Consider the following 24,164-nt stretch of genomic DNA (forward strand, 5'->3'; position numbering starts at 1 on the left):
CTTTACTTTTTCTTCTGGTGAGAATTTAGCCTTGAACTACCCCCACTTTCACCTCGTTTAGAAGTGAGGGATTCCTAAGTAAAGAGTTCTATCGAACTCTAATTGATTAGGCTAACCCCGCAGTCCTTGCGGTTAGAAGCCTTACCGCTTCATTCTTTAAATTGATACTTGCGTTAATATCCCTATCATGGTGTGTACGACAAGAAGGACATTCCCATTCACGTAAGTTTAGATTTTTAACGTCTTTATTTTGATATCCACAACAAGAACATAATTGGCTGGAAGCAAATGTTTTCGATACAACAATGACTTGTTTGCCATACCATTTTGCTTTATATTCCAACATGGTTCGAAACTGTGACCAGGATACCTCACTAATTGCTTTTGCTAACTTATGATTCTTTAACATATTCGATATTTGCAAATCCTCTATACCGATAACATCGTGGCTTTTGATGATTTCGGTTGAGATTTTGTCTAAGTAATATTTTTTAGCATTTGATATGTATTCATGAATTCTAGCTACCTTTACTCGCTGTTTATTCCAGCGAGAAGATCCTTTCATTCTTCTAGAAAGAAGACGCTGTGCTTTCGCCAACTTATCTTCTAATAATCGGAAAAACTTCGGATTTTTATAGAGTGTTCCATCTGATAAAATAGCGAAATCTTTTAGTCCTACATCTATTCCAATGTAAGAATGTGTTTTCGGAAGTTCTTGTACTTCTGTTTCAACTAATAGTGACACAAAATATCTGCCAGAAGGGTTTCGTCTAACAGTCGCATTTACAATATGTCCCTCTACTTCACGACTTTTGGCAAATCGAACAAGGCCTAGTTTCGGCAACTTTATTTTGTTCCCTACAACGGCAATGTTTTCATTTGTTTGTTTTGTGGTGTAAGATTGTACGTTGTTTTTCTTTGATTTAAAGCACGGTGCGCTGTTTTGTTTTTTGAAAAAGCGCGTATAAGCATCCGCAAGGTTGCGAACAGACGACTGAATCGCAATACTATCCACTTCTTTTAGCCAAACAAACTCTTTCTTCATGGCAGGGAGTTTGGCAGAGCATGTACCATAAGTCAAGCCTTTTCCTGTCTCTTTGTATGTGTGATCCCATAAGGATAGGAAATGATTGAATACAAAGCGGGAACAACCAATCGTTTTGTTGATTAGAATTGCTTGTGTTTGATTTGGATAGATACGAAACTTATAGGCTTTATTAATCATCATTTCATTCACCTCCATTTCGGTATATAACTATTATACACCAAACATACATTCGGTAAATAGTAAAGTAACACTTTCTGTATGTCAAACAATTAAGATGGCTTCCTGCCATCCCTTGTTCGAAGCCAATTCATCTCCCACCTACTCACTGGGCTGTGACCCTTCACGCTCCTTGAGGAAGGAGTCTTCTTGGCTAAAATGATAAAAAAGTACACCTCCAATTGTTGTTCGTGTCTAACAATTGGGGTGCACATTATTCAGGCGGTTTTCTTTTATACTTCTATATCTTTCCCCTCTGCTACCACTGTATCTCTCCATAATACAAGTAGTTTTCTAAATTCAGAGGTCTCAATTTTACATAGGTTATTTGGGGCACTCATAAAGAAGTTAATAGCACTGGTATAATTAGGTTCAATGTAGACTGCTGCTACGTTCCCTTCTATTTCATATTGCGGAACTGTTTGGTCAACTGCATTATCCAAAATCTGTATATACTCATCTGCTTCATCATCTAAAATATCTTCTAAAAAATGAGAAATTATAGAAATCTCCTTTGGCAAACGTATTCTCAATCCGCCAAGTTCATCACGATAAAATTCGTATGTATATTTCATATTTTACCTCCTATGTTTAATCATTTTTTATATTAAATAAGTAGTTGTGTTATATGTAATAAAACATAGCCCTATATTGCTTGGTAAATACATAAAATGAAGTGCAGTATTAATTATACCAATAAATCCCTGGATTTACTTAGGGGAATTTTAACTTTAATACACAATCATCCGTATCATAATAAAGCACATTATATAGTACCGTAGAAAAATGGTAGGGTGCGGAAATATAAAAATTAGTGAAAGAGTTTGAAATAAAATTTAACTCTGCTGCTATTAGAGTATTTTTACTTGGATATCGAGCAATAGATAGTAAATATGTAACTAAATTAGCAATGAGGTCCTAAATCGTGGATTATTTATTCTAATTTTGCTAAATATATATTCAGAATAATCAATCTTTTATTTAGAAACGTCAGAATTGAAGGTGGTATCCATATAGACGGAATATTCTGGTAGAATTAAATAGATATACATAATATGGGTGAGGGGGATTTATATGTCTGTAATTATAGGTAGCGAACAAGTTACAAAGTTATTGAATAATTGGTATGTTGAAATTCGTTCAAGAAACATTTCTAAAGCACACCGTATGAAAGAACAAATTGATAGCCTGATCCAGGAATTAAAAGAGGATGAATGGGATTCATTAGAAACTAAGAAGTTATTACTATATTATTCTCTCCTCGAGTTTCGATATAGTTATTTAGTGGATAATGTAAGCTTATCTGAACAAAGCTTTGAAAAGATTGAGTCTTTTGAAATGCCAGAGGATGAGCTATTATCTTATTATTATTATTTTTTTAAAGCTATTCATAGGAGTGTAACAGGGAAATATAATGAAGCGAGCGAATATTTTGATAAGGCAAAAGTTTTTTTGGAGAATATATCTGATGAATTGGAAAAGGCTGAATTCTATTACAAATTAGGTTCGTTTTATTATGATATATTTCAAGGACTTTTAGCGATTAAGTATGTAAGTAAGGCACAAGAGATTTACCGTAAATTTAATGGATGTGAAACAAACATTGCTTTTTGTGAAAATCTATTAGGTTTGGCTTGTACCCATTTAAAGGAGTGGGGACTAGCTGAAGAACACTTTGCAGCCGCAATGAATCAATTTCAAAAAATCGATGAAGACTATTATATTTTAATGGCTAGACACAACTTTGGTTTATTATATGCAAGTCAAAATCTTTCTGAATTAGCAATTCGTTATCTTTCTGAAGTGGTTGATAAGAAGCCTAAACATTATAAAGCTATCCTTATTAAAGCAAAGGAGCATTATAAACTTAAGGAACATGAAATAGCAAGAGACCTTATTAAAAAAGGGTTGGAAATCTGTAATGAATTGAAACTTGAGGAATATCAGCATCGTTTTATGATTTTAGAAGCGCTGAATAGAGATGCTACTGCTGAAAAGCTTGAAAAAGTAGTATTAGAAGGAGTTAAGTATTTTGAGAGAGAAGAGTTATACATGTATATGCAAGAGTCTATGGAAGAGTTAGCGATTAAGTTTTATCAAGAAGAAAATCACTCTAATGCTAGTAAGTATTTTTATTTAAGTACACAGGCGAGAAAAAAAGCAGTTGATAAGGAGGCCTTGAAATGAAGAAAACAATGACTATTTTAATGGGAATGATTACGGTGTTAACTTTAACTTTGGGCGTACAAACATTTGTAGAAAAACAACATAATACGGAGTTTACAAGATTTGCAGATGGAGATCATCACTAATAGTACTTTGTTATAATTTAATTGAAATGAGTTTGGAAAATAAAAAGTTGTAGTTTCAATGAAACTACAACTTTTTGTTTTTTGTATAACTTTTACATGGGAGAGGTACTGGGTAAAAATAGAGAATTTTTAGTGCATTTGTTTTATTTTGGAATTAATTTAAAAGAAGGGGGTAATTTGCTAAATACACTATGTTGTTCATTTCCTTCTTGATTCATACTTACTTGATAAGGTGAAAATCCTTTATACGTTTTTCTTTTCCATTGCCATAAGCCATTATTTTGATCGAACTCACCATAGTATTGATTGTAATCAAGCTTGTTTCCAGTGTTTTTATTAAAATTATTGCTAATAAAGATACGACTATTACTTGCATAGATTTGGTTATTGGTAATTACATTATTACGGGTATCATAATTTAATTCTATTTGGCCACTCTCTTGATGTTTTGTATCATTTTTATAAATTACATTGTTCGTAATCATGTTATTTTCAGCATATCCTTGCTGATTGTCATATCCACCAATTGCAATACCACTCATGATATTCTTGGATATCGTATTGTCTCTAACGGTAATTTGGCTTGCGCTTTTTCCTGCATGTTCGCTTGCCACCTCAATACCAAGGTCGTTTTCATAGCTTTGATTTTGCTCAATAATAATTTCCTTCCCGCCATCCACGTAAATACCATCAGCTGAATATTCATTATAACTGGTATTATTGATAGATGAATTATGATGGACAATATTGTTACGTACAATTCCATTCCGTGCTTGATCTAAAGAAGCTACTTGTGATACACCTTCATGTCCTATCAGAACAATTCCGATGTTGTTGTTATCATGTACTTTGTTATTAGTAACTTCAAAAGAATCTACATTCCCATTCACAGCAATTGCTTCACTCAGTCCTAATTTTAAATTTGTTACTTCGTTATTATCGATGACAATATGATTTAGGTTATTTTGTGCACTGGATGAAGTACCATAGACAGCAATGCCGTGTGCGTTTCCATCCTTTACATTTGCTTCAATGTGATGGATATAATTATTTCTAATCTCGATATGACTCCCTGTTCCAGTAATATAAATACCAATAGGGGTCTCGTTCACTTTTGCTGATTTTAAATTGCGAAACTCTAATCCTTTTACCTGAATATAATTTTTGTCCTCTATTGTAAATAACCCATCATCCTCTAACTTGACTGTGGAACCATCGAGGATTACTTTTTCATCCTGGTAATTTTGAAAAGTAATAGGTGCTCCCGAGATTCCAGAATGAGTGACACGAACTTTTTGGTTATAAATCCCGCCTCGTATGTAGATTGTACTTCCTTCTTTAGCAACGTTAGCAGCTTTTTGAATGGTAGCAAAAGGTTGATCTATTGTACCGGGATTGAGGTCGTTACCTGTTGGAGATACATAGTAATTTGTAACAGAATTTATATTGTTATTGGATTGTGCAAAGGCTGGTACTGGAAGTGTGAAAATTAACATACTGAGAGAAAACATGAAGATAAAAAGAGATTTTTTTAATGAGGGAAATATTTCTTGATAGTTCATCATTTTCTTCCTCCTTTTTATTAGCATTCCTTCTCAACTATATAATTCAAACTGACGATTTATATCTTGTACTAATAAAAAAAGACTCAGTAATGTATTATGGATCAAGAGACATCAACTACCACGGTATACTCAATTTGTGGAAGTCTTTATTGACTCAAGAATGACATTACATGGTGAATCTCAATATAAGGAAATAGAAAAGACATCTCTAAATAAGCCAACCTTGAATCATTAAGAGTTTCTTAGTCATTGATTTTTTTGTACAAAGAGTATTTGTAGTTCTTAATAGAAAAAAACTGCCTCCCAATTGTTAGACATATCTAACAATTGGGAGGCAGTTTTTTGTGCTCTGTAGTAGAACATAAAAATTTAATCGCCATTCTTTAAATTTATATCATTACGAAGGTGAATGGGTAAGAACTTCGCTAAATACGTGCCTGTTCTTTTAATTTGTGTAATTACGGAGGTGAAACAGAAAAGAACTCCGCTGAATTTTATCTCTATCGGTTTTTATTATAAATTATTTAGAAAGTAAAATGCAATGATTTTACTTAATTTAACAACTATTAAATTGTAACATAAATAATAAGTATATAAAAATAACATAATGTTTATTTTTTATTATAAACATTATTGGTTTGATTATTATAGGACTTGCTGCAATATTTATAGGAGCTAACATGGCACTGTTTTTGAATTATGTAGGGAATAGAGATGGGAAAATTAAGTGAAAATATTGCTTGATTTTTAATCATCATCTTTATTCATTTTATAGCATTCCTTTTCAACCGTATAGTCAAAATTTACGATTTATGACTTGTATCAATAAAAACAGTTAATATGTAAGAGGAGATACCCAGCGTAGTCTATTTAGTATGTAATAGTAATAAAACATTGATATTATATAATATATATAATTATTAATTGTATAAGAGGTGCATCTATGGAAAGAGAAATATGTTTCAATAATATTTGTGAGGGGAAACCTTTAGTAGGAAACTTGTATAATGTTAGGAAAGAATACTATAGATTAAGTAGTCCATATTTTGATCTAGATCAACTTCCAAACTTCTTAAATATTATCTTAAGTATAGTATTTATATTTATAGCTTTTATTCCCTTTGCATTAGTTTTTAGTATAATTCCAGAGTATTTTGTAATAATACGATTTATATTTGTATGGATCAGTTTTGGTGGTTCAATATATTTAGGGGCAAGATTGTATACCGAGGTAATTTATAGATTAAATAGGATACAAATAAAGAAAAGAGTTGAAAAAAATAATCATACATTGACGAATCTAATACTAGCTGAGAAACAATTAGTAGAACAATTAGATATATTAAAGATACCTGTAGATTATCGTTATCCATATGCAATTAGTAGGTTTGAGAATTACCTCTCTAATTATAGAGCAGATAACTATAAAGATTGCGTGAATATATTTGAGCAAGAAAGACATAATGAACGAAAAATAGATGAATTAAGAACGATTCAGGAATTACAAAGAGTTACTAATCATAAAGTAGATGAAGGAAACACTATTGGCTTAATAAATCTTATAAAAAATAGATAATATGTAATTATAAATCTCTTAAAGTAGATAAAATTATTATTTGGTAGTTGTATAGAAAAATAGTGAAAAGGCGTATCTAATAAATAAGATACGCCTTTTTCATGTTAATAATTATAATTATTTATTGAGCACGTTTTATGTATTTCATGTTTGGAAAGGAACATAGTTAAAATACATTAAAGTATTGTATCTGTGCAGGGATATTAAAGTCATTTCTGTAGTGTCTAAAAATTCTTCTTCCAATAATGGAGTAGATTAGTTCAATAAGGAATTAGAATAAGAACTTGTAGATTCTGAAGAAATGGAAGAATCGAAAGATCTTAAATACAAAGTAGGCTCTGTTATACAGAGGTAGAGAGGTTATAATTCATTTTTGATAAATTAGAAAAAGTTTAATCTGTATCAAACTGAGTAGAGGATTATAAAGTGTGTGCGGTTGCCTTTTGGATAGTGCTCTGAATGACAGTATTTGTGGCATTACCGTTATAAGTCACAATAATGAATGGTTCTTTTATTTTTCTTCTTCGTTCTCATCATTACTGGAAACTCGAATATAGTCTAATTTTTTGTACTCACAAAATAACAACTTCTTTTAAAAGTAAGAATTATAATATTGTCCAATCTAGTTAACCTAAATTATAACAATAATACACCAAAAGGTACTTTTGGTTTTTGAAGTATCCCAAAAGTATTTTTTATACCTTTTGACGTGTGATTTTTAGTCGTTTTTCTTATTTTTAAAAGTTGTACCTTTTGGGACGAAAAAGGAATCCGTATATTAGCTGTTTCTCAGGATGTTAATAACATTATTAATTCCTTATAATATAATAAAATGGATAAAGGGTTAGAAAAGGATTTCATTATTTTCTTAAATCTTAAAATGAAAATTTACAATTTTTATGAATCATTTCATGATAGAATTATTATATACAAGTATATGTGTTTAAATATGTAAAGGAGCTTAATACGATCTGCTTTTAGGGGTTTTTGGGTTATTTAAACAGAAAAAATGGTAATTATATCAAGAACGATATATAGTGGGTATATAAACTCAAAAAAAGTGAAAAATTTAAAGGTACTAAGATTAGTAAGGAAAATTTGGTTTTAGATCATTTAATCCAAATGCACTAAACGTTTACAGTATATAATCATTATAGGAAATTAAAAGGTGAGGAGGGATAGTATGCAATTCTACAAGATATTAAGACAAAGGGAAATGAAGAAAGAATCTTTTTGCAACTTACTTGATATGCAAAATTATGATTATGTAAAAGGGAATTACCCAAACTCTTTTGCAATAAAATATAATCCTGATTCATTTAACCAGTTGCTTAATAATAGTGTAACATTCAGGGAGTACCAGAGCAGATCTATCCAACAATTATTTGTTACAAATCAAAAGTTCCTCGCTATTTTAAACTATATTGATTTTTTTCATATGGAAATGGCAGACTGCTTATTTGTTGAAGACAATAATAGTTTGTATTTAGAGGAATATGATGAATTGTCCTCGGAAAGCGTTGAGGATGTAGTCTGTAGATACGGATTTAATATAAAAGAAGTTACATTTATTACAAATGATAGTAAAAGAAAAATAGTTCTTCAGAAAAATGGAGTAATTGGAATAGACGACGGGCTAACGGAGTCTGAGTATTCCGAATTACTAAAATTTATTGATACTCTAAATTTTGGACTAAAGGTAATTGACACATGAAAAAAGCTTTCTATGAATTCATAAAATCAGGTATAAAAATTATTGTAACTTTTATAATAACATTTGTTACTGCTATTATTTCTTCAAATAATTCAAATATCTTATATGATTTTCTAAATCGACATGGATATTCTGATCCTACAACACAAAAGGTTATATTGAGCGCTATTATTGCTGCTGTTGTTGGCGTTATACAATTATTACTTGGTTTGCTTTATAAAACTTTATTATGGGGTATTAAAAGATATTTTGAGCGTTTGACAGTGGATATAAACTTTAAAGTCAATAATAGAAATAAAGAATTAATCAAATTTAAACCAGTAGGCGGAGAGTACGTAGAAGAACAAGTTGATATTGAACTAAAAATTGCCCCGGCTGGTAAAATTTCAATGTTTATATTAAAACTATTAGGATTGCAGATAGAGATTTTCTTTAATCCGCAGATAATTGATGTAACTTTGGTAAATGACCAAGAATGGCTTAATGAAAAAGCGAGTACTAGAGTCAATGAGAAACAGGCAATTTGTATTAGTATTTTAGAAAACTACCGTTTAGGTGGACTTTCTATGAAACCTTTTATAATGACAGAGAGTATAGTTATTCTTCCGAAGCGAGTTAAAAGAGATACTGCGCATATAGATTTTAAACTCACGTCAGTCGTAGGAAGCAAAATAAGTAGTGCATTATGTGATTCTAATATGAAAGAGTTGAATATTGAATGTGAAGGAGGTAATTAGATGGCAAAAATATATTCTAATATTTTTTTACTAAATGATATTAATAGCTTATCTTCTTTGGATGAAGTGTTCAGAAGACAACATAGGGAGTTACTATCTCATGTGAAAAAAGATGTAGATCAGGTTGCTCGTATGTGTGAGTCTGAAAAAAATTTCATTTATTCGTGGAAAGAGATAGGCCAATTAGAAGAAATGAAATTACCTAAAATTAACGGTGAAAATAATTCTACAGAGGAAATTATTTTTTATCAGAAGGCAATCGCTAATTTAGAGTACTCAAAGAAAAAGCGAAAAGATAGTTTTGGAGATTTCCTACCAAAGGCTGAAAGAGTAAATGATTTAGATGTTGAGTCATTGTTTTTTGAAAAAGGAAATAAAGTATATGTACTTATTATTACGTCAAATGATTACAACATTAGTAGATTTAAAACGCTGATTGGTGAACACAATATTTCCCTCATAAATACTGAATACTCTCTTGAACCTGATATGTTTAATTGGTTATTTTATGTTTATACGGAACGTGATGGAATTTTAAACGATGACACGAAATTAGAAAATATTAGTGGTTTTGTAGGTAATGTAACTGATGACGCCAATGTTTTTACAGGAGCATCTTATCAGACAACAGAACTAATAGCGACCAAAGCATTTATAAGTAATGGTGGAGAACTAAAAAAGATAACACTTAGAGTTAGAGACACAGATGTAGATATTACTTGTATGGTTAATGAAAATTCTACTGTTGTAATAAGTTGTAATGCCTCATTAAAATTAAGAATAATGGATAGCATGGATAAAGCCACTTTTTTGTTATTGTATTTATATGGTTACTTAATCCTTAGGTTAAAACAATTGTATAAGAATGAATCTGATAGCTTTATCAAAGAAGATAATCCCAAATTTTCAAAGAAAATTGGGATTGATGTGATTAAATCAATTGTTGAAAAAAATAATATTTCATTGAAAGATCTTGAATCATTTTTGGTAGAAGTCTCATGTGAACAAGAGCATAGTTGATAATTATGTTTACTTAATCAATTGGAAGGATTGTTTATTTATCAGTAAAGTAAAGAGTGAAAAAAGGTAGAAGGAATGTCTTTCTACCTTTTTTATTATTTTAATTCTACATAAAATTTAGTGTCAATGATCCCAAAAGCAACTTTACACGGAAACGGATTTTTTTCTACTGAAGCAGCACGCATACAAGAAAGTACCCAATGTTCTAGTTCTAAAGGTAAGCGATATAATTGAATACTACCATCATTGTTTTTTACTGTTATAATCGGCGCAGTTACCCTGGTTGTAGCAAAATCATCCGTAGTTATTATTGCTACAGCATCATTAGTGTGAAAACCAGCACCTAGAACTTCATAAATCATTCCATCTTTTTCATTAATAATCATTGGTATATTTAAATAGGGATAGTCATTTATATCGTTATGAATAATTGCTCCTGCTGCACTCTTTCTTATTTGAGCCTCTTGCATTGTTTACACTCCTTTATAATGGTTTAAATGTGCTTACGTAAATATATTCTATTTTGCATCTATTATATTATAAAATTGCAGTTTCATCCTGTTATAAAATGAATCGGTACATATAACAGCACTATTTGAGGGATCAATATCAACAACAGTCATATAGCTAGAGAGCAAATAACCATTCTCATAATATGTAATTAGTATTTCTTCTTCAGATAATAAGGAACATAATAACATGTTCTCAATTAGTTCTTTTTCTTCATCTGTTAAGATCGGCCGAGTTACTTTGTTTTTCTCCTTGATGATTTCACGTATCCCAGCAAACTGTTCAGGAATTGCGGTAAACGGAGTGAATTTCACCATTCCTCTTCCTTTTGGCATATTAGCGTTATTCATAATCTGTGGCCTCCTATTAGTGTATTTCTGTGTCTGGTTGTAGCGCTATGCGTGTAGGAAATCCCTCGTAAAATACTGTTCTTCCCAAATTTTGTGCGTATTTCATCCATTACTTTTGTTAACTTCACTTCTTGTTCTCGTTTCGAGACATTATCAAAAAGAGAGATTTGTTCTTCCCCTTCTTGAATTAGGTTTGTTAAGGAAATGTTTATGCTGCGAATGGGTTCGCCAGTATATTGTTGATGTAAAAAGTATGTACATATATGATAAATATCCATCGTTAGATTTGTTGGACGGTTTAAAGTATGTGTTTTCCTAATACCACCTGTATAACTCTTGCTATAACCGACAGAAAAATGAATAGTTTGAGCAAGTTTGTTTTGTCTTCTAAGGCGATAACAAACTTCTTCAATATGTTCCAGTAGAACAATTGGGAATTCTTCTATTGTATAGTCACGCATTAGAATTTGGCTTTTTTCAATAGAAGTTGTTGAACAAATTATTAAGTTTTACAACTCAATGACAAAACAAGTCTTTATAGCTATTGACATTATTGATATGTACAACAAAGAAACTCAAAAGATTTTATTAGATAAAAAAGTAATCCTTTTATCTAATAATAAGTTGCTGACTACTAAAGATTGGCGAAATAGCAAGAAATAAAGTGGAATTTAAAAGTGAGCTAGAGTAAGGAGGCATAGGTTACAGGGTTTTAGATAGAAAAATGGAAGTGTAATTTTGGGGAAAGTCCAATATTGTAGTCTTCAAAACTTATGAAAATAAACCTTAAAATTAGACATTTAATAAGTGGACGGAACTTTCTAAACTGTTAGAACAAATAAAAGCACCTAATAGGTGCTTTTATTTGTTTTTTTTAGATTTAATGTGAAATATTTTAATGAAGACATACATTTTAACAAGAAATATCCTTAGATTGCATATTACATTTGGAATGTCTTCCTTTATTATTTCTTCTTTAATATCAAAATTAAGAAAGTATGTTGATATTAATATGTTAGTAAAATAATTCTTGCATTCTATAATTTCTCATACTATTTGCTGCACTCTAAGTAAACAATAGGAAAATATATATAAATTGAGGAGAAAGAATATTTTAAGATAACAGATTAATAATTAGATATACTGGTTTGGTATTAATTGGTGGATTTATTGGGAAGTCGGTTATATATAGTTATATTTGAGAGAATAAGATCACTACGGAACTTATATTGTATTTTAATAAATGTAGGTAAGTAATTGTTGCCTCAAGGTTTGCAAGGGAATTAAAGGGTATTTTATAAATATCATTCTAACGCTACTAATTAAACTTTAATCAAGCGAATTGTATGTTATGTATAAAAAGACCGTCTTGTTACGGTCTGGGTTAAATATATTAGATTTTGATTTCCATTCATAAAGCCTAATGCATTTGCGACATTAATATTAAAAAAACTAAGAGGTGAAAAATGGTAATTTAGCCTCTTAACATTATATCTTGCACACCTATTTAGATAGTAGTGTGCAAGAGTAGGAAAGGTCTAGTAGTATAATTAAAATACTTAGGTGAGTGATTGTTCATATTTATGTTTCCAAAGTTCTAAATTAAAAAAATTCAATTCTAAGTCTTGGGTTTTTACTTCATTGGAAACATACAACAGTAATGACAGGAATAAGTGTCCGTATAGATAAGTAAATGTACTTGTTGCAAGATAAGCAGAATTAGCATTAATACTACTTAGTCTAGCTGAGGAATTACCATGTAAAGTGTTATTGCGTATAGAATATAGTATTGTTTGAAAAATAAATTCTAAATATTTCTCATCATCTGATAATTCAACTGATATTTCTTCTTTTTCAATATAGGATACTCGTTTTATAGCTAATTCTTGCAAGAATAAAGCCAGTTGATAAGTTAAACCTTCAGACGTTCTTTTATTGTTTTTAATTTCCTCTTTAGTTGTTCCATTTAGGGTAAGTTTTATATCAGAATTAGTTAAGTTTACGTTATATAATATTTTATATGATTTACCGAATGAATCATATATATCGTTGTATATGAATTCGAAACGTTCCTTACTTTTAAATGTTCTAAACTGGCTTGATATGTACTTGGGATTAAAATCATTGACTACAATACCTTTTAGTATAAAACTTGCAATAAAACGGAAAGTTTGAAGAGGAAGATACTCTAAATAATTTGTAATTAAGCTTCCAATTTCATATTCATTTCCTCTATAATTAATTTTATGAATTAGAACATCATTAATAAGTTTTAAAGCAATGCGAATACTTTCAGCATCCCCGGGGATTTTGGTATTATTAAGGATTGCATGTTCTGTTGCGAGCTTTGAATATAGACTGTTTATACTCGCCCAAAGTGAATTGAATGCTAAGTCTGGTCTTTCAGGAAGTTGATAATATGAATCAAGGAGATGCGTTATTGCTGTATGTGGTAGACTGTTTTGAGACAACCAGGAGTCATCACTCCAGTGCGTACTATTAATTGTTTTAAAGGAGCCTGGTACTAATAAATTACCTACAGTATTCTTATGTTCTAAGTGTTTTTCATGTTTTTCTTTATTATAATTTAATATTAAGTTTAACAATTCCTTCTTTTTGCTTATATCCATTTATATCCTCCTCTATAATCAGTTTATTAGTATGTAATAAGGCCTCGAAATAAGATTTAGTTATAAAGATAACATCATATCTTTATAATAATCTATTAGGTAATAAAATGTTACTATTTTCTAATGAATTTATATAAAAATTGAAGTTCGTTAATAATCTCTCTAAATTCAAATGCTAATACTGCATAGATAAAGTAAATTATGTTGGTATTCCTGGTGACTTCTTATCTATGGTACATATAGTGTTTCTAGTTAAACGCTATATAACTGTTTAATTATATAAATATCCAGTATTTTCGCTTTGCTGATTCGCATTCAATATAGTTTACTTTATTAAAGTATCGCTTGTATCATATTAGGTTTACAGCAGGAATTATTTCTATCTCTTGTTATTATATTTATATATCTTCCTTTTTCATCTTTATCATAGTGTTGAGAAATTCTGGTCTTAATAGATTCTACTTCACCTACATAAATCATTTTTTGATTTCGTCCAAAAATTTTATACACGTCTGATTTAATAAGGAGTTGCTCAATTTTCTATGTATAACATTCCTTTAGGTTTTCAATTTCTAGTGATAAGATTGTATTATATTTAAAATTAAACAAACTTATTCTGATCCCACATTTTTTTACTGGGTATTCTTTATATTTAGCTATACAAATTGTTCATGATTAATTGATATGGTATTTAGTAGGAATATAGTAGAAATCGGCTTGAAAATAGTGAGAAGAAAGGAGAAACCATTAAATTACATTCTTTGTCCTTAAGAAATCTTCATATGGAATGGTTGATTCCTTTTACTGTAAATCCGTATTGGATTCTTTGATGAAGAGTAGATAGACATATGAATAGGGGATGAATTGGTAGTTAATTTAGTTTGATTTTTATGGAAGGATAATAGTAAAGTTAAAGCTTTTTAATGAATTCAATTTCATCATCTAATAATAATGGACGAGTTAAGTGTAAAGAGTTTTTTTAACATAATTCGAATTTTTTGCACCATAAATAGTAACTGAAACGGCTGGGTGGCTTAAAACATAACGTAAGGCAATTTGCGCTAAACGCCGATTTAATCGTGCAAATGAACGTAATTTAAAGACGAAGATTTGTAATGAAGTTTTTATGGTATTTAATGTATAATTTAATCAGAATAAGAAAATTAAAATAATGCTTATAAGGGGGATCAGAAAATGGAGTTATAATAAGAGTTAATTATTTTTATAATTTAAGTTTTTAATTGTTTGAGAAAAGGGTGTGGAGTTAGTTGGGTGATTTAACCGAATTATTAGATATATTAACGAAAATGGGGTTTATTCCATTCTTAATACCAATTATATATTTTATGATCAATAATTTTAATATTACAGATATTGAAAAGAAATTTTTAACTAATTTTCAAAGATTGCAAATCTTCTTAGCTAATATTTTAATAAATTTTGTTTTTGGAAGTATTTCCATGGCATATCCTTTATATAATGAGTTTGGAGAAGAGAATGGTACGAAATTATTTTTTTTACTAATTAGTATAATGGCATTATTTATATCTTTATATGTTTATATAATAATTATATTGTTTGAAAAAATTAATCCTATTGCATCTAAAATGTTTGTTAATTACGGGGATAAAGAATGGAGAATATTGAGGGTTATCAGTAAATCTCAGGTGGTGTTAAGTAGGAACGGTAAAGAAGATGAGGGATGCCACAGGGTAGTGATATATCGTGATTTAAAATCAGTAAAAGAGAAGGACATTAAGATATACTATGAGTTAAAAAAGAATAAATATTATATGTTTATTAGAAACATTTCTACTAAGGGTAGTATCTTTGTAATTGGTAGTAATATTCTTGCTTTTGTTTTTATGTTAGTGATAACTGTAATATTGAAATATCTAAATTATATTTATATCATAGCGTTATTAAGTATCTTCTTTATGCCAATGCTTTTAATAATAAATATGCATGTTTTCTACCTGAAAAGAGTTAATAAGTTACGTCCAGAAGTATTATCAGGTTCAACAATTAATTTGGATTGAAGAAGTCTACATTTAAATCATTGGAAATCAAGGATTTAGATGTAGATGGATAAAAAGAATCATTTAATTGATGTACAGCCGATTCGAAGCAAAGAACAGCTTGAAGACATGAAATGGTCTCTTAAACATCATTTTTCAGATTGTGATTATATTTTATTTCTAATTGGTATTAGTACGGGGTTACGTGTAAGTAATTCATTTAAAATGGAAACGAGTGGAATTTTGAAACTGAAGCAAAAGTGGAAAGAATTTAAAGTGAAAGAAGGAAAGACAAAAAAGGAGCGTATCATAAATATTACATCCATTTTTGAGGAAGTACTTCCATATGCCGCAAATCAAAAAAGTACTTGGTTATTTCCTTTTTGAAAAGGGGATAAACCAAGTAGTAAAATTCAATCCTACCGACAGTTACAAAAAGCCGGAGAATTTGCCGGCGTAGAAACTTTGGGTACCCATACCATGTGGAGTGCTTATTTTAGATTATTTTATTACGTAGGATTGTTCATTCGTATGTTTAGAACCAAGAATACCCTTAAGTATAAAGTGCATACTTGAGGGTATTAAATATATAGTTATTTTTAGTTATGATGCTATCAAGGTTTTAGTAATAAAGATATTTAACAGTTCAATTCAAATTCAAAGTTTTATATAACTTAGTGTGAGTAAAATAATCCTCTTTCCGAACCAGTATTATTATCATCACCAACTTCAACACCAGCATCACTACTCCATTCTAGCTGTATGAAATCTGCATTTATAGTTCCAATAAGAACAAGGTGTTTTTCTGGAGATGGATAATTAATTTCTATTTTAATAGAATTCCCATTAAGTGTATAAATTCCAGTTGTAGACGCTTTTTCTGTACCCATTTTGAAATCCACTTTCCCATCTTCATAAAACTGATAATAGTACTCATACTCAGTGATATCTCCATCACTATCCTTGGGATCATAGCTGTCTTCTAATGTTCGATAGTACCCATCAAATCTTACCTGAGAAGTTTTCTTTGAGCCACTAACTGTCTTAGCTTCATCAATGATCTCTTGAGGGATATTAGTACCTAAAATTTCTTTAGCCGTATGTAAAAATTGAGAAAATGTATACATGCAAAAATCTACAGATGCCTTATTTCTAATTTCTGTAATTAAATCTTCTTTTGGCCTAATAATTCGAACTTCATTACTTCTCTTATAATGATAACACCAGTCTTCCTTAACATCATTTGTAATAAATACAATGGGTTTTCCGCTTTGTTCTGCAAAATCTATAATTTGCTTCCATACAATTAAATCCCCATATTTTTGCATACCTTCTTTATTTGGTCCATCTTTATATCCTGGGGGAATCTTGTTTCTATAACGAATTTCTCCTTCTTCTACAATTTCCATTAGTTTTTCAAAGTTATATTCTCTCCCAATCTTAAAGTAGTTACTGAATGATTCAAGAACAAAATCTTCGGTTGCAAAAGCATTGATCTCTTCTTCTCTCTTTTTAAATTCTATTGCAACCTTTGACTTAAAATCAGAGAATGCTGTTTCGAAAGTTTTGCTAGCTTCTTCAAAGTTGAGTGAGATTGTGTTATCAATATATGGGTGAGTATCTTCTTTTTTTGTGTGGTTAATGAAATTATTGATTCTATTTTTAATATTTTTAATTTCACTTTCAATTACCTTTATTTGCTCATCCTCAAGTCGTTTATATTTCTCTTCAATAGGTTTCTGTAACGTATTTTCCCTGTTTTTTAAATATTCATATTTTACGTGATGAGGAATCCATAGTCTCTCCTTAATTCTTTCAAAAGTACTATTAAATATGTCTTCTTGAAATTTCTTAGGAAAGTAGTAGAATTCTAAGAGGGCAGAAGTATCGAAAATAAAAATACAATCTGTCCATATATTTTTTTCTTTTTTTTCGTTAGGTCTATAATAATGTTCAATATCATCTTTTTTCATAAATTTTATTCCTCCAAGTATATTACTATGAATTTCAAAATAATTCCTATGAATAACTATAATAGAGCATAAAATGATATTATGAAAATGTCTACAATATTTTGGTAAGAAATATATTTTCCTATTTATTTTTAGGTGTAAGTAAATTTCTAGTCCATAATACAAGGATTATAAGAAAAATATCATATATAGCATAGTTAAGGACCCGCAGGAGGCTCTTAATGATGAAAGAAAGCGTTAAAAAAGATAAAAAAACAGGAAAGTATTTTTATATTGTAGATATTGGTATTGACCCTTTAACAGCTAAAAGAAAGCAAAAAATAAGCATAAAATGCTTTAACAAAGCTGCTCTCAGAAGTTTATACCGGAACATATGTAGAAACTAGTAAGCTACTTTATGGTGAATATCTTGAGAGTTGGTTTAATACGAAGAAGCATAGTGTTGGTATTCAAATCGCAAAGGTACTGAAAGGATACTTAAATAGTCGTTTCATTCCTTTTCTAGGTAATATCAAATTAGCTAAGCTAACATCATTGCATATGCAAAACTATGTTAATTCACTGCAAGAAGAGGAGTTAAAGAGAGGGACAATCGAGAAGATAATTAAAATCATTCGGAACTTCCTTGAACATGACATTGATTTAGAATTTATTACTAAAAAATGTTGCAGCGAAAACGAAGTTGCCTAAAGCTGATAAGGAAGAATTAACGGTGTGGAATGAACAGGAAGTACAGTTGTTCTTAAAAGCTGCGCAGGATAGCAGGTATTCTAGGGTCTTTCATAGGGCTCTTGTAACTGGAATGAGACAGGGAGAATTACTAGGTGCCAGCGGCACGGAATAGATAAGGGGTGAGGTTGTTGACTGCTCTTTCATTTGGAAAATTAGAAGAAGCGTATATATTTGTCTACGAAAACGCCAAAGAACTTTTAGAAGAATCGAGATTACTATTTGAGAATAAACGCTATGCTCGTGTATATGCTTTGGCACAAATCGCCCATGAAGAACTAGCCAAACTTCCGATTATATATCAAGAAGCTAGCCGCTCATTTTTTAAAGAAGGTCATGATTGGAAAACTTTTTATAAACGCCTAAGAAGTCATGAGTTAAAAAATAAACAAAATTTTGCTTTTTACAGAATGAGGTTAGATGCGTCTGGACAAGAAAATTCATACTTTAAAGTTGAGAAACTTAAAGAAAACCTTGATTCTATAAATCAAATGAAAAATATGAGTCTTTATGCTGATATTAAAAATAATAAATTTACAAAACCATCTCTTGAAATTAAAAAACAACTTGCAAAAAAACACTTAGAATTAGTTGAAGAAATGTTCAAAACATACTCTTTTACGGAGTTTCATATTAAAGGCGGAATAAAAAAATCATTAGATTCCGATAGAGCCAAACTAAAAAGAGAGCTGTTTAAAAAATCTGGGTTAATTAAATGATAAGGAGTGCATAAATTGGAATTTACGTTATTAGACAATGGAACTGATTCTTTAAAGAAAGCTAAACAATCAATTGAACAGTTTGAAGCATTACATAGAGAACATAGCTATCATCATCTCAAAGATGCTATCATCTTCCTAAACCATGGGATTGAAATCTTATTAAAGCATATCCTTTCTAAAAGGAACGAATCACTTATATTCACCGATTTGAAAGTATACATGGATGCAAAAAAACACTTAAAAGGTATGCCTCCAAAGGTAAAAGGTTTTGGTATCCACCTAGACAGAAATAAAACAACAGTATTTGATGTACCAGCAAATAAAATCGGAAATAAGAAATTGACCACCGTCACTTTAAGGGAAGCCCTAGAGAGGGTGGAGCTTTTGTGTGATATCGATATTCCAGAAGATTTTAGAAATGCAGTATTTGTCGTTAATGAATATAGAAATGATTTAACTCATCATTCAATTAAACTAACTGCTGCAGATGAGGATAAGCTCATTACCGTTCTAAAGACCTTATATGATAATACCCTAGATTTCTTTGAACAACATATACCTGGAATCATGGAGAAAATAGATGATAAGCGTTTCGAACTAACACAAGCGGAATGGGAAGAAATCCAACGTGAAATGCAAGAATTTTATCATGAAAGAGCTATGAGTGATTTAAGTGAAGACGATTTTAGGTAAAGGTGTAACTTTGTTACACCTTTTTTTATGTTCAAAAAGGTACACTTTTTGAAACACGTTTTACGAAACGGTCGAATAAGGGTTCTGATAGTCTCATATGGTATCAAATTCACTTTTGAAACGTATTTGATAAGATAAGAGTATCAAATAACAAGGTGGAATAAATCATGGATAACAAAGAGTTCGGATATGTACGAGTAAGTAGTAAAGACCAAAACGAAGCAAGACAATTGAACAGCATGTATGCTCTTGGAATTGATGAACGTGATATACATATCGATAAGCAAAGTGGCAAAGACTTTAATCGACCTTAATACCAAGCTTTGAAACTGCGTTTGCGTAATGGAGATACATTATACATCCATTCGTATATCCTCTATATTTCCGCATTTTCACTGGGCACAAGCCCATGGTAGGTAAAAACACTCTCAAAGAAAAAAATGTTGTTTCCAAACGAAGCTAAATGCTTCGTACTTCAGAAAATTTGTAAACTCTTATGATTAATCTTTCTCCCACTCTTTATTACAATCTGGACACTTCCATTTAAGTATCTTATCAGCTTCAATGCTTGTGATACCAATTTTTCTTGTAAAATGAGTTGCACTATATGCCTTTTGTGATTGTTTTGGGATTAGATCTCCTTGCAAATGACAATTGCAATACGGACAAAATTCTTTGCTATTTCTCATCAGATCACTCCTTCAAGATTAAATGTTTAGGTATGTTCTTTTTTCATTACATCATTCTTAGTCGACAGTCTAGCAAAAAGTAAGAATTTAGACTAGTTAAAATTTCAACTTAATAAATGGTGAGTGAGGCGTTGAAATTTAACGAAATTTCGATTTTATTAAATATCTTAATCTTGGATAAAAGAATTTCCTGCAAGTATATCCTGAGTTTTGTAAGTGTGTAGTAAATGTCTCAAATCTTATATGTTAGCTATAGCATTTTTTATGAATGATTAGATTGAATAAAGTTGCTATTCCTGCAATATTTAATCGAATATTATTAAGCAGCTAGAAATGTTTTGTAGTAAAAAACCTATTAAAATGGCATTTAATCATTGGGATTTTTTGGGGAAATTAGCAGCCTTAATAATTTGATAATTCAGGCTGCTTGATTTAATATGAAAGCAATAATAAAACTTTATTTAGGGGGATGGGTAACATGACCACAACTATTTCAAACAGCCTAGAAGAATTAATGGATAGTGCGCTTTTCGATGCAAGTAAGGAAAGAAGAGATTTAAATATTCGTAGGCTTTGTGAAGAAATAGAAGAAAGGAATATTGTTTTACCAGTTTTTCAGACTTATATTAGATGGACAGATGAAAAGGCGGCCGCCCTGTTTAATTACCAATTACATGGTTCTTCTCCAATCGCTCCGATCTCGGTAAACATTATTACTAAGCCTGAGAAAGTAGTAGAGCAAATGAACTTTATTACACGTGAGATTTTGGATGGTGAATCTGTAAAGAACAAAATGTCAGTAGCTGATGGGCAGCAGAGATTGTCAGCGAATTATAAAGCTTATACTAATAATTCGGAATTCAGGCATATTGTATTGGACCTAAAAAAAGGTAAATTTGTAGTTAATGAAGTGGATAGCGATTGTGAAGAATACCAGATACCAGTCGGTATTTTATACAATAAAGACCATTCTGTTTTTAGGGATTATTTAGCACAGAATGAGTTTTTAAATCAAAGTGAAATTAAGGATGTTCTATCTGAAATTCGTCGTAAGCATTTTGGTTATGTATACGTGGTAAATCAAGCTACTGATTTATCTCGTAAGGAACAAATGGCATGGTTTGAAGTGTTGAATTTAGCTGGTAGTCAAGTAACAGAAGTTATGGTATATCTTTCAGACTTATTAACAAAAGGTTTAGATTTTTATACTTATTATGTCTATCCTTTTGCAGAAAGATTAGAAGCACATGGTTATGGGCATTTGTTTCCAAGAAAATCAGCAGAGGTTTCAATACCTTTAGCTACATTAAATTCTGCATATTATAAGAAAACAGGATATCCTAAAACCAGTAATTCAAGTCCCATTCCATCTGATGCAAAACCAAAAGCAATTGGTAAATTAGATATTTCGGTAACTACACAAATTATTGACAAAACTCTCGAGGCTCTGGATAACGTTTTAAAATTTCTAAAAGTCAATCCGTCAATAAAAGAAATAGACCGACTGGATATTATAACTTATTTAATTGGTCTTTTTGTTGAAGCGGATGTTAAGGAAATTACTACTGCACAAAAAGAATTTTTGATTAACTGGTGCAATACAGCAGATTTTGTAAATAACTCAAACAAATTACGAAGAGATAAATTCGACCAATTAATTGAGTCTTACTTGAAGTTATCGTAACTCCATTCGGTCACATCTTATTTCATGTTATAGCGTTTATTTGCCATCAGGATTTTATTTGAGTACCATCATTAATAGAAATACCCAAGCAAGCATAAACCATTGATATAATATTGCCCAAAGCTCTTTTGAGTCGATCGTGGTGCAACGGATAGCACGTGGGTTTTCAATTCTTAGAAGATTGGTTGATTTTTGTTATTAAAAAAGTTTCATGGAATCATAACTGTTTTACTGGATTCTATCACTACTTTATAATTGTAAATGGAGCTTTATCACCAGAAATGGTTAATGCTAAATGAATATAAGTAATACATGATTATATCAAGGTTTTTCTGCATCTGTTGCAGCAATGTTCTTAACAACAGAAGTAGTTGTTGATCAAAATGCCTGACGTGGACGGATTGATGTAATTATGAATTGAAAATCCTATCTCCTTATATGAGAGATAGGATTTTTTGATATCTAGTATTACCTTTGTTATCGAAGGGAAAATGGATTTACAGCTTCAAGGGTATAACTTTTTCTCACAATCGTATTTACTCAAATAGTGATAAATTCAGTATTACCAATACTTTTTAAGTCATGAGAGCAAGTCACTAAATGGATCACTTAAAATAGCTTGCTCAAAGGGATAAAGCTATTGCTATTTTTTAACTCGCTAGAAAACATATGCAAATAATGCTCGTTTGTCTTTATGCTAGTATGACGTAGAATTTTATCCAGTAATATCAGCAATTATCAATTATAATAAAATTACCATATACAGCACAGTTAAGGACTCCAAGGAGTTTCTTAACAATGAAAGGAAGCGTCAAAAAAGATAAGGAAACAGGAAAGTATTTTTATATTGTAGATATCGGTATTTACCCTTTAACAGGTAAAAGGAAGCAAAAGAAGAAGAGGGGATTCATTACTAAAAAGGAAGCAGAAAATGCTTTAGCCGTATTACTTTCAGAAGTTCATACTTGAACATATATAGAACCTAGCAAGCTTCTTTACGGTGAATATCTTGAAAGTTGGTTTAATACAAAGAAGCACAGCGTTGTTATTCAAACAGCGAAGGTACTAAAAGGGTATTTGAATAGTCTTATCATCCCATCTCTAGGCAATATCAAATTAGCTAAGCTAACATCGTTGCATATGCAAAACTACGTTAATTCACTGCGAGACGAAGGTTTAAAGCAAAGAACAATTGAGAAGATAATCAAAATCATTCGGAACTCTCTTGAACATGCAATAGATTTGAAGTTAATCACCAAAAATGTTGCAGCTAAAACCAAGTTACCTAAAGGTGATAAGGAAGAGTTAACTGTGTGGAATGAACAATAAGTACAATTGTTCTTGAAAGCTGCACTGGATAGCAGGTATTCTATTGTCTTTCATTTAGGTCTTGTAACTGGAATGAGACAGGGGGGATTACTAGGTTTGCGGTGGAAAGATGTTGATTTAGAAAAGGGACATTTAGTCATTAGTCAAACGCTAAGTCATGATGGGAAAACGTTCTTGCTTGGAGGTAAGACGAAGGAAAGTTTAAGGAAGATACTACTCCTGCATCAACAGTAGCAAAGCTAAAGAAGCATAGAGCAGTCGTACTTAAAGAGAAGCTGAGTCAAGGTGAGGAATACAATGACAACGACTTGGTAATGTGTACTCCTTCTGGAACGCCAATTAATCCTGCTAACGTTAGACGAAGTTTAAACGCTTGAGCCGTTCCAAAGATTCGATTCCATGATTTACGTCATACACATGCGACTTTGCTATTAGCTAAAGGTGTGAATGTGAAGGTGATTTCTGAACGGTTAGGACACAGTAATATCAAAATCACATTAGATACTTATTCACATGTAATGCCAACGATGCAAGAGGATACAGTTAATAAAATAGAAGGGATTTTATAGGTAATGTGACCAATTCTGTGACCACTGGTGTTATAGTATACGAGTTTAAACAAATAAAAACCGCATCAAACTTTAATTTG

The 24,164-nt window shown here is 30.7% G+C and carries 19 protein-coding genes and 7 pseudogenes; 14 read left to right on the forward strand and 12 right to left on the reverse strand.

From position 1 onward, the window contains the following. Positions 1–106: 106 nt before the first annotated feature. Positions 107–1,228, reverse strand: a complete 1,122-nt coding sequence (tnpB, locus tag MKO96_RS12950; RefSeq protein ID WP_240587643.1) for an IS200/IS605 family element RNA-guided endonuclease TnpB — start codon at positions 1,226–1,228, stop codon at positions 107–109. Between the two features lie 269 nt (positions 1,229–1,497). Continuing rightward, on the reverse strand, positions 1,498–1,839 hold the full coding sequence (locus MKO96_RS12955; RefSeq protein ID WP_240587644.1) for a hypothetical protein: 342 nt from the start codon (positions 1,837–1,839) through the stop codon (positions 1,498–1,500). A 499-nt stretch (positions 1,840–2,338) separates the two neighbouring features. Here MKO96_RS12955 and MKO96_RS12960 point away from each other — a divergent pair, with 499 nt between their 5' ends. Continuing rightward, positions 2,339–3,451 (forward strand): response regulator aspartate phosphatase, encoded by a 1,113-nt coding sequence (locus MKO96_RS12960; protein WP_240587645.1) that lies wholly within the window; start codon positions 2,339–2,341, stop codon positions 3,449–3,451. Beyond that, positions 3,448–3,576, forward strand: a complete 129-nt coding sequence (locus MKO96_RS12965; RefSeq protein WP_200900946.1) for a Phr family secreted Rap phosphatase inhibitor — start codon at positions 3,448–3,450, stop codon at positions 3,574–3,576. The genes MKO96_RS12960 and MKO96_RS12965 overlap by 4 nt, the downstream gene beginning before the upstream one ends. A gap of 143 nt (positions 3,577–3,719) precedes the next feature. On the opposite strand, the gene MKO96_RS12970 is transcribed toward MKO96_RS12965, so the two are convergent. Then, complete coding sequence (locus MKO96_RS12970) at positions 3,720–5,138, reverse strand: right-handed parallel beta-helix repeat-containing protein (protein ID WP_240587913.1); 1,419 nt, start codon at positions 5,136–5,138, stop codon at positions 3,720–3,722. A gap of 946 nt (positions 5,139–6,084) precedes the next feature. Here MKO96_RS12970 and MKO96_RS12975 point away from each other — a divergent pair. Beyond that, complete coding sequence (locus MKO96_RS12975) at positions 6,085–6,717, forward strand: hypothetical protein (RefSeq protein WP_240587646.1); 633 nt, start codon at positions 6,085–6,087, stop codon at positions 6,715–6,717. A gap of 422 nt (positions 6,718–7,139) precedes the next feature. Here MKO96_RS12975 and MKO96_RS12980 read toward each other — a convergent pair. Beyond that, positions 7,140–7,232 (reverse strand): annotated as a pseudogene (locus tag MKO96_RS12980) (recombinase family protein); the annotation flags it as partial. Between the two features lie 668 nt (positions 7,233–7,900). On the opposite strand from MKO96_RS12980, the gene MKO96_RS12985 reads away from it, so the two are divergent. From MKO96_RS12985 to MKO96_RS12995, 3 genes are read left to right on the forward strand one after another with little or no spacing between them, the layout of a single operon-like run. Beyond that, entirely contained in the window at positions 7,901–8,431 is a 531-nt protein-coding gene (locus MKO96_RS12985) for a hypothetical protein (RefSeq protein WP_240587647.1), read from the forward strand. Further along, positions 8,428–9,168 carry a hypothetical protein gene (locus tag MKO96_RS12990; protein ID WP_240587648.1) on the forward strand — a complete coding sequence of 247 codons (741 nt, stop codon included), beginning with the start codon at positions 8,428–8,430 and terminating at the stop codon, positions 9,166–9,168. The genes MKO96_RS12985 and MKO96_RS12990 overlap by 4 nt, the downstream gene beginning before the upstream one ends. Then, positions 9,169–10,188 carry a hypothetical protein gene (locus MKO96_RS12995; RefSeq protein WP_240587649.1) on the forward strand — a complete coding sequence of 340 codons (1,020 nt, stop codon included), beginning with the start codon at positions 9,169–9,171 and terminating at the stop codon, positions 10,186–10,188. It abuts the gene before it with no gap. Between the two features lie 95 nt (positions 10,189–10,283). Here the strand turns inward: MKO96_RS12995 and MKO96_RS13000 are convergent, their stop codons facing one another. The 6 genes and pseudogenes from MKO96_RS13000 to MKO96_RS29495 all read right to left on the reverse strand — a co-directional run. Continuing rightward, positions 10,284–10,658, reverse strand: coding sequence for a hypothetical protein (locus MKO96_RS13000; RefSeq protein WP_240587650.1), 375 nt, complete (start codon positions 10,656–10,658; stop codon positions 10,284–10,286). 48 nt (positions 10,659–10,706) lie between these two features. Further along, entirely contained in the window at positions 10,707–11,048 is a 342-nt protein-coding gene (locus MKO96_RS13005; RefSeq protein ID WP_240587651.1) for a YolD-like family protein, read from the reverse strand. Then, positions 11,045–11,548, reverse strand: a pseudogene (locus MKO96_RS13010) (DinB/UmuC family translesion DNA polymerase); the annotation flags it as partial. The pseudogene MKO96_RS13010 and the gene MKO96_RS13005, both read right to left, overlap by 4 nt. A 1,059-nt stretch (positions 11,549–12,607) precedes the next feature. Next, complete coding sequence (locus MKO96_RS13015) at positions 12,608–13,678, reverse strand: hypothetical protein (protein WP_240587652.1); 1,071 nt, start codon at positions 13,676–13,678, stop codon at positions 12,608–12,610. 333 nt (positions 13,679–14,011) lie between these two features. After that, complete coding sequence (locus tag MKO96_RS29490; RefSeq protein ID WP_369294515.1) at positions 14,012–14,188, reverse strand: GIY-YIG nuclease family protein; 177 nt, start codon at positions 14,186–14,188, stop codon at positions 14,012–14,014. A gap of 400 nt (positions 14,189–14,588) precedes the next feature. Then, a pseudogene (locus MKO96_RS29495) lies at positions 14,589–14,782 on the reverse strand (aldo/keto reductase); the annotation flags it as partial. Between the two features lie 164 nt (positions 14,783–14,946). On the opposite strand from MKO96_RS29495, the gene MKO96_RS13020 reads away from it, so the two are divergent. Beyond that, complete coding sequence (locus MKO96_RS13020; RefSeq protein ID WP_240587653.1) at positions 14,947–15,717, forward strand: hypothetical protein; 771 nt, start codon at positions 14,947–14,949, stop codon at positions 15,715–15,717. A gap of 45 nt (positions 15,718–15,762) precedes the next feature. Then, a pseudogene (locus MKO96_RS13025) lies at positions 15,763–16,272 on the forward strand (tyrosine-type recombinase/integrase). A gap of 98 nt (positions 16,273–16,370) precedes the next feature. Here MKO96_RS13025 and MKO96_RS13030 read toward each other — a convergent pair. Then, a complete protein-coding gene (locus MKO96_RS13030) occupies positions 16,371–17,669 on the reverse strand; it encodes a PIN-like domain-containing protein (protein ID WP_240587654.1) in 1,299 nt (432 codons plus the stop codon). A gap of 224 nt (positions 17,670–17,893) precedes the next feature. Between MKO96_RS13030 and MKO96_RS29500 the strand changes: the two are divergent. From MKO96_RS29500 to MKO96_RS13055, 4 genes and pseudogenes are all read left to right on the forward strand, one after another. Further along, positions 17,894–18,495, forward strand: a pseudogene (locus MKO96_RS29500) (tyrosine-type recombinase/integrase); the annotation flags it as partial. 34 nt (positions 18,496–18,529) lie between these two features. Beyond that, positions 18,530–19,117, forward strand: coding sequence for an AbiV family abortive infection protein (locus MKO96_RS13045; protein WP_240587656.1), 588 nt, complete (start codon positions 18,530–18,532; stop codon positions 19,115–19,117). Positions 19,118–19,132: 15 nt separating this feature from the next. Then, complete coding sequence (locus MKO96_RS13050; RefSeq protein ID WP_240587657.1) at positions 19,133–19,813, forward strand: hypothetical protein; 681 nt, start codon at positions 19,133–19,135, stop codon at positions 19,811–19,813. Between the two features lie 167 nt (positions 19,814–19,980). Further along, positions 19,981–20,124: pseudogene (locus tag MKO96_RS13055) on the forward strand (recombinase family protein); the annotation flags it as partial. Between the two features lie 189 nt (positions 20,125–20,313). Here the strand turns inward: MKO96_RS13055 and MKO96_RS13060 are convergent. Then, complete coding sequence (locus MKO96_RS13060; RefSeq protein WP_240587658.1) at positions 20,314–20,502, reverse strand: hypothetical protein; 189 nt, start codon at positions 20,500–20,502, stop codon at positions 20,314–20,316. 478 nt (positions 20,503–20,980) lie between these two features. Between MKO96_RS13060 and MKO96_RS13065 the strand changes: the two genes are divergently transcribed. After that, positions 20,981–22,186, forward strand: coding sequence for a GmrSD restriction endonuclease domain-containing protein (locus tag MKO96_RS13065; RefSeq protein WP_240587659.1), 1,206 nt, complete (start codon positions 20,981–20,983; stop codon positions 22,184–22,186). Positions 22,187–22,984: 798 nt separating this feature from the next. Beyond that, positions 22,985–24,084, forward strand: a pseudogene (locus MKO96_RS13070) (tyrosine-type recombinase/integrase). Positions 24,085–24,164 lie beyond the last annotated feature (80 nt).

Source organism: Bacillus sp. ES1-5 (genome assembly GCF_022487605.1).
Lineage (GTDB): Bacteria > Bacillota > Bacilli > Bacillales > Bacillaceae_G > Bacillus_A > Bacillus_A wiedmannii.